The 17,706-nt window shown below is 34.7% G+C and carries 9 protein-coding genes; 8 read left to right on the top strand and 1 reads right to left on the bottom strand.

Annotated features, from left to right (window positions below; translation table 11 throughout):
• The first annotated feature begins 75 nt into the window (after positions 1-75).
• The 8 genes from IW18_RS00340 (at position 76) to IW18_RS00375 (ending at position 15,179) form a co-directional block, all read left to right on the top strand.
• Positions 76-1,953 carry a sodium:solute symporter family protein gene (locus tag IW18_RS00340; RefSeq protein WP_041515601.1) on the top strand — a complete coding sequence of 626 codons (1,878 nt, stop codon included), beginning with the start codon at positions 76-78 and terminating at the stop codon, positions 1,951-1,953.
• Between the two features lie 305 nt (positions 1,954-2,258).
• Positions 2,259-3,224 carry a glycoside hydrolase family 130 protein gene (locus IW18_RS00345; RefSeq protein WP_041515602.1) on the top strand — a complete coding sequence of 322 codons (966 nt, stop codon included), beginning with the start codon at positions 2,259-2,261 and terminating at the stop codon, positions 3,222-3,224.
• A 7-nt stretch (positions 3,225-3,231) separates the two neighbouring features.
• A complete protein-coding gene (locus IW18_RS00350) occupies positions 3,232-4,299 on the top strand; it encodes a carbohydrate-binding family 9-like protein (protein WP_041515603.1) in 1,068 nt (355 codons plus the stop codon).
• Between the two features lie 6 nt (positions 4,300-4,305).
• A complete protein-coding gene (locus IW18_RS00355) occupies positions 4,306-5,385 on the top strand; it encodes a putative glycoside hydrolase (RefSeq protein ID WP_041515604.1) in 1,080 nt (359 codons plus the stop codon).
• A 304-nt stretch (positions 5,386-5,689) separates the two neighbouring features.
• Positions 5,690-8,830: a glycoside hydrolase family 2 TIM barrel-domain containing protein gene (locus tag IW18_RS00360; RefSeq protein ID WP_041515605.1), complete on the top strand. Its 3,141-nt coding sequence runs from the start codon at positions 5,690-5,692 to the stop codon at positions 8,828-8,830.
• 5 nt (positions 8,831-8,835) lie between these two features.
• Positions 8,836-11,160, top strand: a complete 2,325-nt coding sequence (locus tag IW18_RS00365; protein WP_041515606.1) for a beta-N-acetylhexosaminidase — start codon at positions 8,836-8,838, stop codon at positions 11,158-11,160.
• A 283-nt stretch (positions 11,161-11,443) separates the two neighbouring features.
• Complete coding sequence (locus IW18_RS00370; RefSeq protein ID WP_041515876.1) at positions 11,444-12,928, top strand: alpha-L-fucosidase; 1,485 nt, start codon at positions 11,444-11,446, stop codon at positions 12,926-12,928.
• A 10-nt stretch (positions 12,929-12,938) separates the two neighbouring features.
• Positions 12,939-15,179 carry a GH92 family glycosyl hydrolase gene (locus tag IW18_RS00375; RefSeq protein ID WP_041515607.1) on the top strand — a complete coding sequence of 747 codons (2,241 nt, stop codon included), beginning with the start codon at positions 12,939-12,941 and terminating at the stop codon, positions 15,177-15,179.
• Positions 15,180-15,575: 396 nt separating this feature from the next.
• On the opposite strand, the gene IW18_RS00380 is transcribed toward IW18_RS00375, so the two are convergent.
• Entirely contained in the window at positions 15,576-17,702 is a 2,127-nt protein-coding gene (locus tag IW18_RS00380) for an alpha-L-fucosidase (RefSeq protein WP_041515608.1), read from the bottom strand.
• Positions 17,703-17,706 lie beyond the last annotated feature (4 nt).

Here is a 17,706-nt window from a genome sequence, read left to right on the forward strand (position 1 = left end):
TTTTTTATGAACCAAAACAAAGCGCCAAAAACAGTAATTAAAATTTAACTCACCCATAAACAAACATTAAAATTAATGGATATCATTGACGTATCAATCATCGTAGCCTATATTGTGCTATCAGTAGGAATAGGAATTTGGATTTCAAGAAAAGCATCAAAAGGCTTAGATGATTATTTCCTTGGCGGAAAAACAATCAAATGGTATTTTTTAGGATTAAGCAACGGATCTGGAATGTTTGACGTTTCAGGAACTTCATGGATGATTGGAGTATTGTTTTTATATGGTGTAAAAAGTTTCATGTTTATGTGGCTTTGGCCCATTTGGAACCAGATTTTTGTAATGATGTTCCTCGCAGTTTGGATTAGAAGATCTAAAGTAATGACGGGTTCTGAGTGGATTTTGACCCGATTTGGAAACGACAAAGCCGGAAAAGCATCACATATTATTGTGGCGATTTTTGCCATCATTTCTACAATTGGTTTCATCGCTTACTTTTTTGAAGGAATCGGGAAATTCATAACCATTATTCTTCCTTGGGATTTAGCGCTTCATTATGGAGACTTAGTTGTACTTACCTCAGAGCGATCTTATGCTTTAATAATCATATTTTTAACCACAATTTATACCGTAAAAGGCGGAATGTTTTCTGTAGTTGCGACAGAAGTGGTACAGTATTTAATTATGATTGTTGCCAGTGTCCTGATTGCAGGTTATGCTTTTATAAATTATACCGATATTCAAATCAATTCCGTAATTACCGAAGAATGGAAAAATGTTTTCTTTGGATGGCAATTTGAAACACAATGGAGTGAAAAGTTCCAGACTTTCAACGCCCTAATCGATTCTGAAGGATACAAAATGTTTGGTGCTTTTATTGGAATGACATTGTTTAAAGGTTTCTTTGCCAGCGTTGCAGGACCAACACCAAGTTACGATTTACAACGAATCCTTTCTACAAAATCAGTAAAAGAAGCCGCTTATATGAGTGGTTTTACCAACCTAATCTTATTTATTCCAAGATATTTATTAATAACAGGAATTGTGGTAATTGCTTTGATAAATTTAGCACCAGAGTTAAATGCAAATACAGGTTTAACAGGAGCAGATTTAGAATTGTTAATGCCAAAAGTAGTCAATTTATATCTTCCTGTTGGAATAAAAGGACTTTTACTAGCAGGTTTATTAGCCGCTTTTATGTCTGGATTTTCAGCTTTTGTAAATGCAGGGCCGGCTTATATTGTAAATGATATTTATAAAAAATACTTCAAGCCCGTTGCAACAAATGCACACTATATAAAAGTGAGCCAAATTTCTTCATTCATAGTTGTTGGTTTAGGTGTTTTCATGGGATTCTTTGCAGATTCAATCAACTCATTAACCTTATGGATTACAAGTGCTTTATATGGTGGTTATGTAGCAGCCAATTTCTTAAAATGGATTTGGTGGCGTTTTAACGGTTGGGGTTATTTTTGGGGAATGTTTGCCGGATTAATCGTTGCTTCTTTGCAATTTGCTTTAGGTCAAGCCAAAGGAAGTTTAGCCGAAGGATCATTTTTATATGAGTTAGCACAAGTACAAGCAATTTACCTGTTTCCGGTAATATTTGGTTTTTCAATATTAGGTTGTCTTTTAGGAACCTTCTTAAGCAAACCAACAGATATGGAAGTTTTAAAATCGTTCTACGCAAACGTAAGACCTTGGGGCTGGTGGAAACCAGTTTGTAACCTATTAAAAGCAGAGGATCAAACATTCGAAAAAAATAATGATTTCTGGAAAGATATGCTAAATTGTATCATTGGGATAGTTTGGCAATCAAGTATGATATTGCTTCCAATTTATTTTGTAATCAGAGATTATCCAAAAGCTTTTATGGCGTTAGCGGTATTTTTAGTAACAATGATAATTTTAAAATTCACTTGGTTAGATAAAGTTAGAAGAATTGAGGATTAAATTACTTAATCCAATTTTGAAACTTTGACAAAAGTTAACACGTTAAGCTTGTCATTCCGAGGAACGAGGAATCTCCGCAAGAAACTCTACAAAGATTGGCAACATGTATTAAGAATATTTAATAACATATAGAAACATAGATTTTTACAATTAGAAAAGAAGAATTACAAAAGAAAGTTCCACACATAGCTATATCTTTTGAACTGACCAAAACCCCTTTTTTAAATTTTAAAAACTATGTTTCTGTGTGTTAATAATGATATAGGAAAAACAATAGAAAAAAGTAATAAACAAAAAATAAAAAAATGAGCAGTATTCCTTGGCAAGATAGACCCGAAAACAGTAATGATGTAATGTGGAGATACACAGAAAATCCAATTATTGAAAGATATGCAATACCATCATCAAACAGTATTTTTAATAGTGCAGTAGTTCCTTTTGGAGATGGATTTGCGGGTGTTTTTAGATGCGATAACAAAGCCGTTCAAATGAATATTTTTGCCGGTTTTAGTAAAAACGGAATCGATTGGGACATCAATCATGAACCAATTGTAATGCAGTCAGGAAATACCGAAATGATCGAATCGGCTTATAAATATGACCCACGTGTTGTTTTTATCGAAGATCGTTACTGGATTACTTGGTGTAATGGTTACAACGGACCAACAATAGGTATTGGATACACATTCGACTTTAAAGAATTTTTTCAATGCGAAAATGCTTTCTTACCATTCAATAGAAATGGAGTTTTGTTTCCACAAAAAATAAACGGAAAATACGCTATGTTAAGCCGTCCAAGTGATAACGGACACACACCTTTTGGAGATATTTGGATAAGCTACAGCCCGGATATGAAATATTGGGGAGAACACCGTTTAGTAATGAAACCAACACCTTTTGAAGATAGCGCCTGGCAATGTACAAAAGTTGGAGCAGGACCAATTCCTATTTTAACAAATGAAGGATGGTTGATGATCTACCACGGAGTAATCAATACCTGCAACGGTTTCCGTTACGCAATGGGTTCGGCACTATTAGATGTTGATGCACCAGATCAGGTAAAATACAGAACACAACCTTATTTATTAGGGCCAGCAGAACTTTATGAAATGGTTGGAGATGTACCAAACGTAGTTTTCCCATGTGCTGCATTACATGATACAGAAGAAGATAAATTGGCAGTTTATTATGGCGCAGCAGATACAGTTGTAGCTATAGCATTTGGTAAATTAAGCGAAGTAATTCAGTTTACAAAAGATAACAGTTTATAAAAAAAAGATGGTTTTAAAACTTAAATGGTTTACAGTTGCTTTAGGGTTAATTTCGATAATTGGATATTCTCAGTCAAAGAAACCAGTTATACCAAAAACATATGTGGCGGCAAAAACGAAAACACCAATCGTAATAGACGGCGACGAATCTGATGCTTCGTGGAGTAAAGCAGATTGGACAGACCTTTTTGAAGATATCGAAAATGGAGTAAAACCAAAGTATGCTACAAAAGTAAAAATGCTTTGGGACGAAACCAATTTCTATATATTAGCAAAAATGGAAGAACCGCACGTTTGGGCAAACTTAAAGCAACGCGATACCATTATTTTTTACAACAACGATTTTGAAGTTTTTGTTGATCCGGACAATGATACCTTCAACTATTACGAATTAGAAATAAACGCCCTAAATACCGCTTGGGATTTGTTTCTGACAAAACCCTATCGTGAAAGCGATATTGTAGTAGCAAACGATTGGAATATTCCAGGTTTAAAATCAGCCGTTAAGGTTAACGGAACACTTAACAATCCAAATGATACAGATGAAGGTTGGGTGTTGGAAATGGCAATTCCTTGGGCAGCTTACAAAACCACATTTTTCGATCAAAATGTTCCTGTAGATAAATTTTGGAGAGTCAATTTTTCAAGAGTAAACTGGCAGCACAGTATTAAAAAAGGAACCTACGAGCGAAAGAAAGATGCTCAAGGAAAGTTTTTGCCAGAGTACAATTGGGTTTGGTCGCCAATGGGCGTAATCAATATGCATGAACCCGAAAAATGGGGTTATGTTTATTTCTCTTCCAAAGACGAGAAAGATACCTTTAAAATTCCGCAGGACGAAAAAGTAAAATGGGAATTATATACTTTATATCGTGCCCAAAAAGGATACTTTGAAAAACACAAAACCTGGGCGAAGTCTATTGAAGATCTTACCAAAACAAACATTACAGTCGATGGTAAAATTTTAAAACCAACAATAGAAAACCACTCGTCAGGCTATAATATTTTAGTAAAAAGTCCATTCTCTAACACAACATATGTAATAAGGCAGGATGGAAAAATAATCACAAAATAAACCACTATGAAACTACCAAAACTATTACTTTTTTTATTAGCATTTAGTATTTTTTCATGTACTAAAAAAGAAGAACAAACCACCTTTAAATTTGGAGTATGGACAACCGCTGATGCCAAAAAATCAGATGCAGATTATACAAAAGAATTTAAAAAATACAAAGATGGAGGAATTGATGAGGTGCTTATAAACACCTCAACAGATCCAAAACTTTTAAAAAGATTAGTACCATTAGCTACAAAAGAAGGATTAAAAGTGCATGCCTGGATTATGGCAATGAACAGACCCGGCGACTCCATTGCATTGCAGCATCCAGAATGGTATCAAGTAAGCAAAGAAGGAAAATCCTGCTTTGATACGCGTCCATATGTAGATTATTACCAATGGTTATGCCCAACCAGAAAAGAATCTAGAGAACACGTTTTAAAATTAGTTGAAGAATTGGCAAAAGTAGACGGAATCGAAAGCGTTCACTTAGATTATATTCGTTTCCCGGACATCTTTTTACCAATTAGTTTATTGCCAAAATACAACTTAGTTCAAGATGTAGAATTACCTCAATTCGACTTTTGTTACTGTGACGAATGTGTAAAAGCATTTGAAAAAATCCATCATAAAAATCCAAAAGAAAGTCACAACACATCGATCGATATGGAGTGGAAAAACTTTAGATTAAATGCCATTCAGGCAGTCGTAAATGATGCTTATGAAATTGCTCATAAACACAACAAGAACCTAACAGCAGCCGTATTTCCTTATCCGGAAATGGCAGATCATATGGTACGTCAGCGTTGGGATAAATGGAATATTGACCAAGTGTACCCAATGATTTACAATAGTTTCTACGACGAAGAAATTGACTGGGTTGGATACGCAACAAAACAAGGTGTAGCCGATTTAAAAGACAAGAAAACTAAAATCAATACAGGAATTTACGTTCCGGGTTTAAAGAATGATAAAGAACTAAAAGAAGCCATTTTGTACGCCAAAGAAAATGGAGCAGTAGGAGTTTCGTTCTTTGATGGAAATGCTTTATCTGAAAGTAATTTTAAAACGATAAAAGAAACAAAAGCTAGTTTAAAATAACATCGTATTTTAGACACATAGTCCTGAAACGCAATTTTTTTATAAAAAACAATTATCCACACTGTTTGTCATTTCGAGGAACGAGAAATCTCCACAATCCCGAAGCCTCGGGACGCAACAAGAGTCTTAGCTTCGTAGAGCTACTCACGGAGATTTCTCGTTCCTCGAAATGACAAGATTGCGTTTAAGGTTTGCGTGAGAAATTTTAATTAGAATTGTTTCAAAAAAGCTTAACTTATTGACATTGCTTAAAGTGCGAGAACTATTTGTTTAAAATACAAGCTACAGTATAAACCAATCAAGAATGAAAAAAACAATATCCATATTATCCTTATTAGCAACCTCGGTTTTATCTGTAAATGCGCAGGAAAAAGTTCCGTTTTGGCAGAACGAAAAAATCAATGAAGATAATCGTGAACCCATGCATGCCGCTTATTATGTTTTTGAAAATGAAACATTAGCGAGTAAAAACGAATGGAGACAATCTAAAAATTATCTGGATATAAACGGAGCGTGGAAATTTAAATATGTAGACAATCCAAGCCTGCTTCCAAAAGATTTCGAGAAAACCAATTTTGATGATAAAGCGTGGGATAATTTTAAAATTCCAGCAAGTTGGGATGTAAACGGTTATGGATATCCGGTTTATGTTAATACAACTTACGATTTTGATTATTTAATGGCACCAAATCCGCCGTTTGTACCCAAAAAATACAATCCAACAGGAGTTTATAGACGAGAAATAACAATCGACAAATCCTGGGAAGGAAAAGATATTTTGCTACACATTGGTACTGCAAAATCAAACCTTACTGTTTGGGTAAATGGCATTTATGTTGGTTATGGCGAAGACGGAAAATTACCTTCAGAATTTAATCTGAATAAATATGTAAAAACCGGTAAAAACATAATTGTACTACAAGTAATGAAATGGAATGACGGTTCGTATTTAGAATGTCAGGACATGTGGAGAATGAGCGGAATTACCAGAGATTCTTATTTGGTTGCCCGTAATAAAGCTCATTTAAACGACTTTGAAATAATTCCGGATTTAGATGCAAATTATCTAAACGGAACCCTGAAAATCTCCACTCAATTTTCCAATTTAGATAAAAAAGACAATTATACTTTAGACGTTCAGCTAAAGGATGGAGACAAGATTATTGCCTCAAAAGTTATTTCTGCTTTAAGCGAAAAACAAACATTTGAATTTGCAGTAAATAACCCAAAAAAGTGGAGTGCAGAAATTCCGAATTTATATCAGCTAAGTTTTCTATTAAAAGATAAAAAAGGAAATATTGTCGAAGTAATTAATCACAATGTTGGTTTTAGAAAAGTAGAAATAAAAGGCGGACAACTTTTAGTAAACGGAAAAGCGATTTATATAAAAGGCGTAAACCGCCATGAAGTTGACCCAATAACTGGACAAACAATTTCGAGAGAAAGAATGGAAGAAGATATTAAATTGATGAAACAATTTAATATCAACGCCGTAAGAATGTCGCATTATCCAAACGACGAATATTTTTACGAATTATGCGATAAATACGGAATTTATGTTGTCGACGAGGCCAATATAGAATCGCACGGAATGGGTTACGATATTACCAAAACACTGGGCAATAAACCAGATTGGGAGTTGGCACACATTCAGCGTATGCAGCGAATGATAGAAAGAGATAAAAATCATACCTCAATTATTATTTGGAGTATGGGGAACGAAGCCGGAAACGGTTACAATTTTTATAGAGGATATTTATGGATAAAAAACCGCGATAAATCAAGACCAATTCAGTACGAAAGAGCAACTGCGGGAGCTTGGGACGGAAAAGATTTAAAATTCGAATGGGATTCTGATATTATCGATCCAATGTACAGTTCGCCCAATAAAATGGAAGAATATATCTTGGCAAATCTAAATCCGTCAAGACCCTACATTCAATGCGAATATGCCCATGCAATGGGAAATTCGATGGGGAATTTTAAAGATTATTGGGATGTGTATCGTAAATATCCAAACTTTCAAGGCGGATTTATTTGGGATATGATCGATCAATCAGTGTATAAAAAACTAGATAACGGAACCACAATTCTTGCCTACGGAGGAGATTTTGGACCAAAAGATGTAAAAAGCGACAACAACTTTGTAAACAACGGAGTTTTTACGGTAGACAGAAAACCAAATCCGCACGCATTTGAAGTAAAAAATGTACAACAAAACATTCTAACATCTTGGGAAAATCAAGAAACAGCAACGATTAAAGTCTACAATGAATTCTCGTTTAAAGATTTGAGTAATGTAACTTTAAACTGGAAATTAGTTTTAGACGGAGTTGTGCAGGAAACAGGAGTAATCCAAGACTTAGCTATCAATGCAAATCAGTTCAAGACATATGCTTTGCCAATTAAATTGGAAGGTAAAAAATTCCAGGAAGCTTTTATAAACATCAGTTATCAGCTAAAACAAGAAGAACCATTCTTGCCAAAAGGTTTCGAAATCGCAACAGAACAATTGGCGTATAAAGGAACTTGGAAAAACGATATAAAAATCGAAGCTTCGGGAAAAATAACGGCAGAGAAAAAAGCAAAAAGTACCGTTTTTAAAAGTGATAAAACCGAAATAACTTTCGACAAAGAAACTGGATTTATCAACGGTTATTCATTCAATAATTTACCAATTATAAAAGACGGATATCAATTGCGTCCAAATTTTTGGAGAGCACCAAACGATAATGATTTTGGAGCTAATTTTCAGAAAAACTTAGTAGCGTGGAAAGCAGCTACAGAAAATCCAGTGCTTATAGATTGGAGTTATACTGCTACAAAAGACAATAAAATTCAGGTAAAAGCGACCTATAGTTTACCACAGGTTTTTGCAAAATTAGTATTGAATTATGAAATCAATAGCAACGGCGAATTGCTTGTCAAAGAAGAACTAAATATTGATAAAGCAATTGAAACACCAATGCTACCAAGATTTGGAATGGAAGTAATTGTTCCAAAAGATTTTAGTAATTTAACCTATTACGGAAGAGGCCCGCACGAAAACTATATTGACAGAAATTACAGTTCAAAAGTGGGACTTTATACACAAACAGTTTCAGAGCAATACTATCCATACATTCGTCCGCAGGAAACCGGAAATAAAACAGAAGTACGTTTCTTAGAATTATCAGGAAATCAATTGAAATTAACCGTAACATCTGATAAATTATTAGCAATTACTGCGCTTCATTTTTTAAATGAAGATTTAGACGACGGACTCGAAAAAGACCAAAGACACGCAGCCGAATTGAAAGAAAGAGATTTAACCAGTTTAAAAATCGATTATAAACAAATGGGAGTTGGCGGAATCGACAGTTGGCAAGCGTGGCCAATGGAAAAATATCTATTAAAAGATAAAAATTATCAATATCAATTTAAAATAACACCATCTTTAAAATAATAATTATGAGAACATTAAAGCCCTTATTCGTCTTAATCTTCTTAACAGTTTTAAGTTCGGGTTATAGTCAGAAGAAAGTTTTTACAGACAAAGACATTCAGATAATCCCAAAACCAAATCAATTATTGATTCAAACAGGAAGTTTTGAGTTTTCTAAAAATACCGTTTTTGTTGCCACAACAGATTTTCAGAAAGAGATTTCGAATGCCTTAATAAACAAGTTTGGAGCAGCGGCAGGCTGGCGTCCCGTTTTAGGAACAAAAGTGCCACAGCGCAATTATATTCAATTTAAAGTCGATTCAAATCTTCATAAAGAAGCTTATAAATTAGAAGTAAACAACAATAGTATTACCGTTACAGCAAACGGAAATGCTGGTTTTATCTACGGTTTAGAAACCATTAGACAATTACTTCCGGAAGCCATAGAAAGTAAAACTGCTCAAACAGTTGCAAAATGGGAAATTCCGAATGTAACGATTACCGATGAACCACGTTTTCAATGGAGAGGTTTGATGTTGGATTTATCACGTCATTTTTTTGATAAAAACTACATAATCCAAACCATCGATCGTTTGGCAATGTTAAAGATGAATGTGTTGCATTTGCATTTAGTAGACGATCAAGGTTGGAGAATTGAAATTAAGAAATACCCAAAATTAACCGAAGTAGGAGCTTGGAGAGTCGATCAGGAAAACGCTGCATGGAACGCAAGACTGGTTACAAATCCTGACGAAAAAGGAACTTACGGAGGCTTTTTGACACAAGAAGAATTAAAAGAAATTGTGAAATATGCAGCCGCAAAAAACATCGAAATCATTCCGGAAATCGAAATGCCGGCACACGTAAGTTCTGCAATTGCTGCTTATCCAGAATTATCTTGTTTTGACCAAAAAATTGGAGTTCCGTCTGGCGGATTATGGCCCATTACAGATATTTATTGCGCAGGAAAAGAAACAACATTTGAGTTTTTAGAAAACGTAATCGATGAGGTTATAACTATTTTTCCATCAAAATACATTCATATTGGAGGAGATGAAGCAACCAAAACCAATTGGGAAAAATGTCCGCATTGTCAAAAAAGGATGAAAGAACATGGTTTAAAAAATGTTCATGAATTGCAGAGCTATTTTGTAAAAAGAATGGAAAAATACATCAATTCTAAAGGCAAAAAAATAATTGGTTGGGACGAAATATTAGAAGGCGGTTTAGCTCCAGAAGCAACCGTAATGAGCTGGAGAGGAACAAAAGGAGGAACCGAAGCAGCAAAGCAAGGTCACGATGTAATTATGTCGCCGGAGTCACCTTGTTATTTTAATTTTTATCAAGGACCTCAAAACGAAGAACCATTAGCTTTTGATGCCTATAATCCATTAAATAAAGTGTACGAATTTGATCCTGTAGTAGAAGAAATGACACCACAAGAAGCAAATCACGTTTTAGGCGGACAAGCTAATTTATGGGCAGAATTTCTAACAAGTCCTCAAGCGTCAGAGTACATGATTTTTCCAAGATTAGCAGCTTTATCAGAAGTTTTATGGAGTTCAAAAGAAAACCGCAACTGGAACGATTTCACTACTAGATTACCTTCGTTATTAAAAAGATACGATTATTTAGGAATCAATTATTCAAAAAGCGCTTATTTGGTTTCGGCTTCATCTACCGCAGATTTAGCTAAAAAAGTAATTAATGTAACCTTAAAAAACGAGTTTCCAAATCCAGATATTCGTTATGTAGTAGGCGATAAAAGCATAGATAATAATGCTGTAAAATATACAAACCCAATTCAGTTTACAGGAACAACAGTTTTAAAAGCATCGTTGTTTCAAAATGATAAACCAGTTGGGAAAACATTTACAGATACAATCGTATTTCATAAAGCAGTTGGTGATAAAGTAAAATATCTAACGCCTTATAATGACAATTATAAAGGAGATGGACTTTTTGGAATGGTAAACACCATTCGAGGATCAAAAAACTTTCATGATGGTCAATGGCAAGCTTGGCTTGTTAATGATATGGAAGTTGTAATTGACCTTGAAAAAGAGCAAGGTATATCGCAAGTAACTATTGGAACTTTAGAAAGTCAAGGAGCAGGAATTAACTTTCCAACACAAGTAAAAGTTTTAGTATCAAACGATAGCATTCATTATAAAGAAGTTGGTAAAATAATACGTCCGTATGCCAAGAATGTAAATTCTGAGTTGAAAGATTTTAAAATCAACTTCGAAAAACAAAATGTAAGATTTGTAAAAGTAATTGCAACCAACTTAAAAAAGAGCCCAAAAGGCGAAAGTTCTTGGTTGTTTGTTGATGAAATTTTAGTGAATTAATGCCTTTGTGTGTAGTTGTTCTGAACGAATAGTTTTTTCAACGCACAGTTTGTCATCCCGAGGAACGAGGGATCTCCACGAGTAGCTCGACAAAGATTATTCTTTACTTTACGGAGTTTCTTGCGAAGATCCCTCGTTCCTCGGGATGGCAAAAAATGAGAATCTATGTGCATTAATACAAGTGAAACGCCTTTTTTTAAGCCATAAAAAACTATGTCTCTATGTGTTTAAAAAAAAATCAGAAAGAAAAACCAAAAACCAAAAACCAAAAAATAAACTAACTATGAAAAGAGGAATATTCATAATTGCAATTTTATTTTCAGTTCAAATGTTTTCTCAAGCCATTTACGAAGATGAGCGATATGTACCGGAAACAGATCCTGTTGTACTGAAAAACTTAGACGAATGGCAAGGCAAAAAGTTTGGATTATTAATGCACTGGGGAACTTATAGCCAATGGGGAATTGTAGAATCGTGGTCGATTTGTCCGGAAGATTACGGATGGTGCGAACGTAAAAAAGGAAGCAATCCGAACAATTACAACCAATACGTAAAAGAGTATGAAGGTTTGAAAAAATCATTTAATCCTGTGAAATTTGATCCCGAGAAATGGGCAAAAGCGGCAAAAGCGGCCGGAATGAAATACATGGTTTTTACGACAAAACATCATGACGGATTTTCGATGTTTGATTCAAAATATACAGATTATAAAGTAACAGACAAAGGATGTGCTTTTAGCAGTAATCCAAAATCTAATATTGCAAAAGAAGTTTTTAATGCTTTTAGAAAAGAGAACTTATCGGTTGGTGCTTATTTTTCTAAACCAGATTGGCATAACGAAAACTATTGGGATCCTTATTTTCCTCCTTTCGACAGAAACGTAAATTATGACCCATCGCTTTATCCTGAAAAATGGCAAAAGTATGTTGACTTTACACACAACCAAATCTTAGAATTATTGACAGATTACGGCAAAGTGGATATTTTATGGTTAGACGGTGGATGGGTTAAAAAAAGAGACCAACAAAATATCGACGAAAATTATAAAGAGAAGTTTGCAGAAAACACTTCTAAAAACGGATTTATAAAACACAGAGTTGTTGACCAAGATGTAAAAATGGATGAATTGGTTGTAAAAGCACGCCAAAAACAACCAGGATTAATTGTGGTAGACAGAGCGGTTCACGGAAAAAATCAGAACTATTTGACTCCCGAAAATCGTGTTCCCGAAAAAACGTTACCTTATCCTTGGGAATCTTGCATTACCTCTGGCGGTGGATGGTCGTATACTCCCGATGCTAAATATTTAACAGGCAGAGAAGGAATTCATATGCTTATTGATGTAGTGGCAAAAGGTGGAAATTTATTATTGAATGTTGCTCCAAGTCCGGAGGGCGAATGGCAACAAGGAGCTTATGATTTATTGGCAGCTTACGGAGATTGGATGAAAGTAAATAGTACTGCAATTTATAATACAAAACCAATCGCGCCTTATAAAGAAAACAATATTTGTATGACTCAAAATAAAGCAGGAAACGTGTTCTTATTTTATTTAGCCAAAGATGGAGAGCAGAAAATTCCCTCAGAAATAGTCGTAAAATCTATAAATCCAAAAAAAGGAACAAAAATATCGATGTTAGGTTTTAATAAACCATTAAAATGGACGAAATTAGCCGAAGGATTTAAAGTTACAATTCCGGAAAGTTTAATTAATAATTTACCTTGTAAAGAAGCGTGGACTTTAAAGATTGAAGCCATTAATAGATAGAAGATTAAATATGATTTCTAATAAAAGTAGAACCATTCAGGCAGCATGTTTTTTGAGCATGCTGTTTTTTAGCATAAGTACTTTTGCACAACAACCAGCAGAATTTGTCAATCCACTTATTGGAACTTCCAATTATGGAGCCACTTTTCCGGGGCCAATTGCACCAAGAGGAATGGCAAGTATTAGCCCGTTTAATGTGGCGGGACGTCAAAACCCATTAGAAAAAGACAGTCAATGGTTGTCCAATCCTTATGTAAACGAGAATACATTTTTAACCGGATTTAGTCAGGTAAACTTAAGTGGTGTAGGTTGTCCGGATTTAGGTGTTATTATGTTAATGCCAACAACGGGAGCAGTAGAAACCAATCATTTAAAATACGGTTCTACTTATTCTAAAGAAGTTGCAAAAACGGCTTATTATAGTGTAGATCTTGATAAATATAATGTTAAAGGAGAATTTACAGCTTCAAAAAGAGTGGGAGTAAGTAGATTCACTTTTCCAAAAGGACAATCTAATATTTTGTTGAATCTGGGATTAGGATTAACAAATGAAGAAGGCGCAATGGTAAAAGTAGTTTCGTCTACAGAAATAGAAGGAATGCGTTCTGTAGGATCATTTTGTTACAATAGTCCGGAAGATGCTTATCCGGTTTATTTCGTGGCTAAATTTTCAAGACCGGCTGACCATTTTGGCGTATGGAAAAATACAACAAAATACAATGGTGTTGAGGCACAATGGATGGGGTATAACGGTAAAACCCGAATCATGAAAAATACAATTAAAACCGTTGTTGGAGACAGCATTGGAACTTATTTTTCGTATAATTTTGATAAAAAAGAAACAGTCGAAGTTAAAATTGGAATCTCGTATGTAAGCATCGAAAATGCCCGTGAGAATCTGGAAAAAGAAACAGGTTATAAATCATTTGATGATGTTTACAAAGAAACATTTAACGAATGGAATGAAGAACTTTCTAAAATTTTGGTAGAAGGTGGTTCATATCAGGATAAAGTTATTTTTTACACAGCATTGTATCACACTTTAATTCACCCAAATACATTAAATGATTTAAATGGTGAATACCCCAAAATAAAAAGAACCAGAATTGGAAGAACCTATGACACGCGGTATACCGTATTTTCGTTATGGGATACCTATCGAAACATGCATCCGTTAACATCTTTAGTATATCCTAAGCAACAATCTGATATGATAAAAAGCATGTTAGAAATGTATGATGAAAACGGCTGGTTGCCAAAATGGGAATTAAATTCAACCGAAACATTTACAATGGTTGGTGATCCCGCAAGTATAGTTATTGTAGACGCGTGCTTAAAAGGAATTCAGGATTTTGATATTTACAAAGCCTATCATGCGATGCTAAAAAGTGCAGATCAAATTGAAGAAAATCCGTTGCGTCCCGGACTAAAAGAATACATTCAAAAAGGATATTTGTCTACTAATTATAAAGGATCAGTTTCGACAACAGAAGAGTATAACACCTCAGATTATGCGATTTCACTTTTGGCAAAAGCCTTGGGCGAAAAAGAAGATTTTAAGCGTTTTTCTAAACGTTCCTTATCATACCAAAAATTATATGATAAAGACTTAAAATTACTTCGACCACGAACACCTGACGGAAAATGGTACGAACCTTTTGATCCTAATGCAGGAGCTAATTTTCAGGAAAATGTTGGATTTATAGAAGGCAATGCTTGGCAATATGCTTTTATGGTACCACACGACATTAGAGGATTGATGAAATTAATGGGTGGTGATAAAGTTTTCTCTGAGCAATTGCAAAAAGTGTTTGATACCAAACAATTTGATATGGCAAACGAACCAGATATTGCATATCCTTATTTATTCAATTATGTAAAAGGTGAGGAGTGGAAGAGTCAGGAAATGGTAAAAAAATTGGTGAGAGAATATTTTAAAAATGAACCAAAAGGATTACCAGGAAACGATGATACAGGAACAATGTCGGCTTGGTTAGTTTATTCTATGATGGGAATTTACCCAATATCTCCAGGAGATCCAATTTACACCATTACAACGCCAATGTTTGATAAAGTAACGATTAAATTAGATTCCAGATATTATAAAAAAGACAATATTGTAATCGAACGAGAAGTTAATACAGATGGAAAAATCAGAGAAATTCAAATAAACGGAAAACCTTTGAATAGTTTCTTTATCTCTCATGATAGTTTTGTAAACGCTACAACATTAAAAGTGATTCAAAATTAGAATCAAAGAATAGGTAATAAAAAGAGGAGTTAATTCGATTGAATTAACTCCTTTTTTTGTGGTGTAAATCTTTACTGCAAAGTAAACCCGACAGGTTTTTAAAACCTGTCGGGTTTCGTAACGTAGGCTTTGTCGAGCTACGTATGGAGATCCCTCGTTCCTCGGGATGACAAAATTGAGAATATTAACTATTGTCTTATATAAATGAAACATATAGTATGTCATCCCGAGGAACGAGGGATCTCCGCAAGAAACTCCGCAAAGTAACGGTCAATATTCGTCGAGCTACTTTTGCATTCCCTTATTCCTCAAAAAAATAAAGAAGTTTTTTACGCATAGAAAACCCGACAGGTTTTTAAAACCTGTCGGGTTTCGTTATGTAAGTGATATATTTAGTTATTTTACGGTTTTAACACCCAATTCAGCAACAGAAATATAATTTCCATCTACACTGCTTTTACCAATAAATTTGATGTATTTCGCTTTTGTAGCTGTTTTTAATGTGACGTTTTGTTCAACAGGATTACTTTTGATATTTGCAAATTCACCTCCGGCAACAGTTGTCCAATTTTGATTATCTGAACTTACTTGCCATTCGTAATTTTTTACAATTCCGCCTGTGGCATTTTTACGAGGTAAATACGATAGCGAAGCGATAGTAATTTCCTGATTCATATCAATTGTTATGGCCTGCGGAAAAGCAATTGCAAGAGAATTGTCATTAGTACTCCAAACGGTTTCTGCATTCTCATCGATTGCATTTAAGGAGATTCCTTTTTCTGGATTCTCAAAAGTAACCGCAACTATTTTCCAGTCTTTTTTTGAAACATTAAACGATTGAATAGCCGTTTGACTCGATTTCATATCAGCACCAAATGATTTTGCTTTTATTTCACCAGAATTTAAGAATGAAAAAGGCGCTTCATAAACCGGAGATTTTGATGTTGGTTCAGTTCCGTCAGTAGTATAATGAATTTGGTGTACAGCCGATTCAGTAGCGATCGAAACCATTCCATCTTTACTTCTTTTAATTTTTGGTACAGCCAATTGTTCAGGTTCTTTAAATACACCAATATCGCTTAAAGCAATAGAAACCGGAGATTCGACAATGCGAATTCTCAATTTTAGAGTTGAAATGTAATTTGGTAAACGCACCAATCTGTTAGCGCCAATACTCGTAGTTTCACTTATTTTTTTCCATTTCCCATTAAAAAAAGCATCAATTTCGACTTTTTCAATACGTTGTCCTAATTTGATATTTTCTCTTAAACGAATGATGTTAAAAGTTTGTTCTTTGTCCCATTCTAAAATTACAGAAGCTTTTTTTACCTCATCACTTGTTGCCCAATAAGAGTAACGATCGTTATCAGTAAGATTTTTAGTTCCGTAAAAGATTTGGTTATCACCTCGAATTTCTGATGCAGTAACCACAGCAGATTTTGCCATATTATTAGAAAACGTTTGCTTTAAGAAATCTCCAAAATCTTTCAAAGCTTTAACATCATTTTCGTGTAATAATCCATCCGTATCTGGTGCAAGACCAATATCCATACAGGCACCTCTACCTACAGATTTGCAGTAAATTTCGAATAACTCCGAAACCGATTTTACTTTATCATCCTGATCTGCATGATAGAACCAGCCATCTCTAAGCGGAACATCGCACTCTGCAGGCTTCCAGTATTTACCATTTCGGGTTCCGCCTTGCGCTTTTTCATAATTAGTTTCTCCGGGAACAGCTACCGTTTTTCCGGCAATTGGTTCAGGAGTAAAAGTAGCCCAAGAAGTTTCGTCAGCAAAACCTCTTTCGTTTCCTACCCAGCGTACTTCGCCATTATCTGAGAAAATAACAGCTTCGGGTTGTAATTCTTTAGAAATCGCCCAAGTTTTATCCCAATCATAATAAGTAGCACGATCTATATTTCTATTTTCTCGTTTACCGCCATAATAGCCATCGCCACCGTTGGCACCATCAAACCATGTAATAAATAATTTTCCGTAGTTGGTGTACAATTCTCTTAACTGATTTCGGTATTTTTCTACATATTCAGGTTTACCATAATCTTCATTATTTCGATCCCAAGGCGAGCAATATAAACCAAATTTCAATCCTGCTTTACGCACTGCAACTTCAAATTCTTTTACCATATCGCCTTTTCCATCACGAAAGGGGCTTGCACTAATGTTGTAAGCCGTTGTTTTGGTTGGCCATAAACAAAACCCATCGTGGTGTTTGGCAACAAAAATGACACCTTTAAATCCGCCCGCTTTAGCCGCATTTACGATTTGATTAGCGTCGAATTTTTTTGGATTAAAAATTTTAGGATCAGCATCACCATAACCCCATTCTTTATTTTGAAATGTAGTTGGCGTAAAATGAACTAAAACATACTGTTCTGTTTCTTGCCAATGCAATTGAGCTTCAGTTGGCAAGGCTCCGTAAGGTGCTGGAGCGCTTACTTTTTGAGCCGTTACAGACAAAAAGGTCAAACATCCCAAAATTGTTATTAATTGCTTTTTCATTTTT

The organism is Flavobacterium hibernum (assembly GCF_000832125.1).
Classification (GTDB): domain Bacteria; phylum Bacteroidota; class Bacteroidia; order Flavobacteriales; family Flavobacteriaceae; genus Flavobacterium; species Flavobacterium hibernum.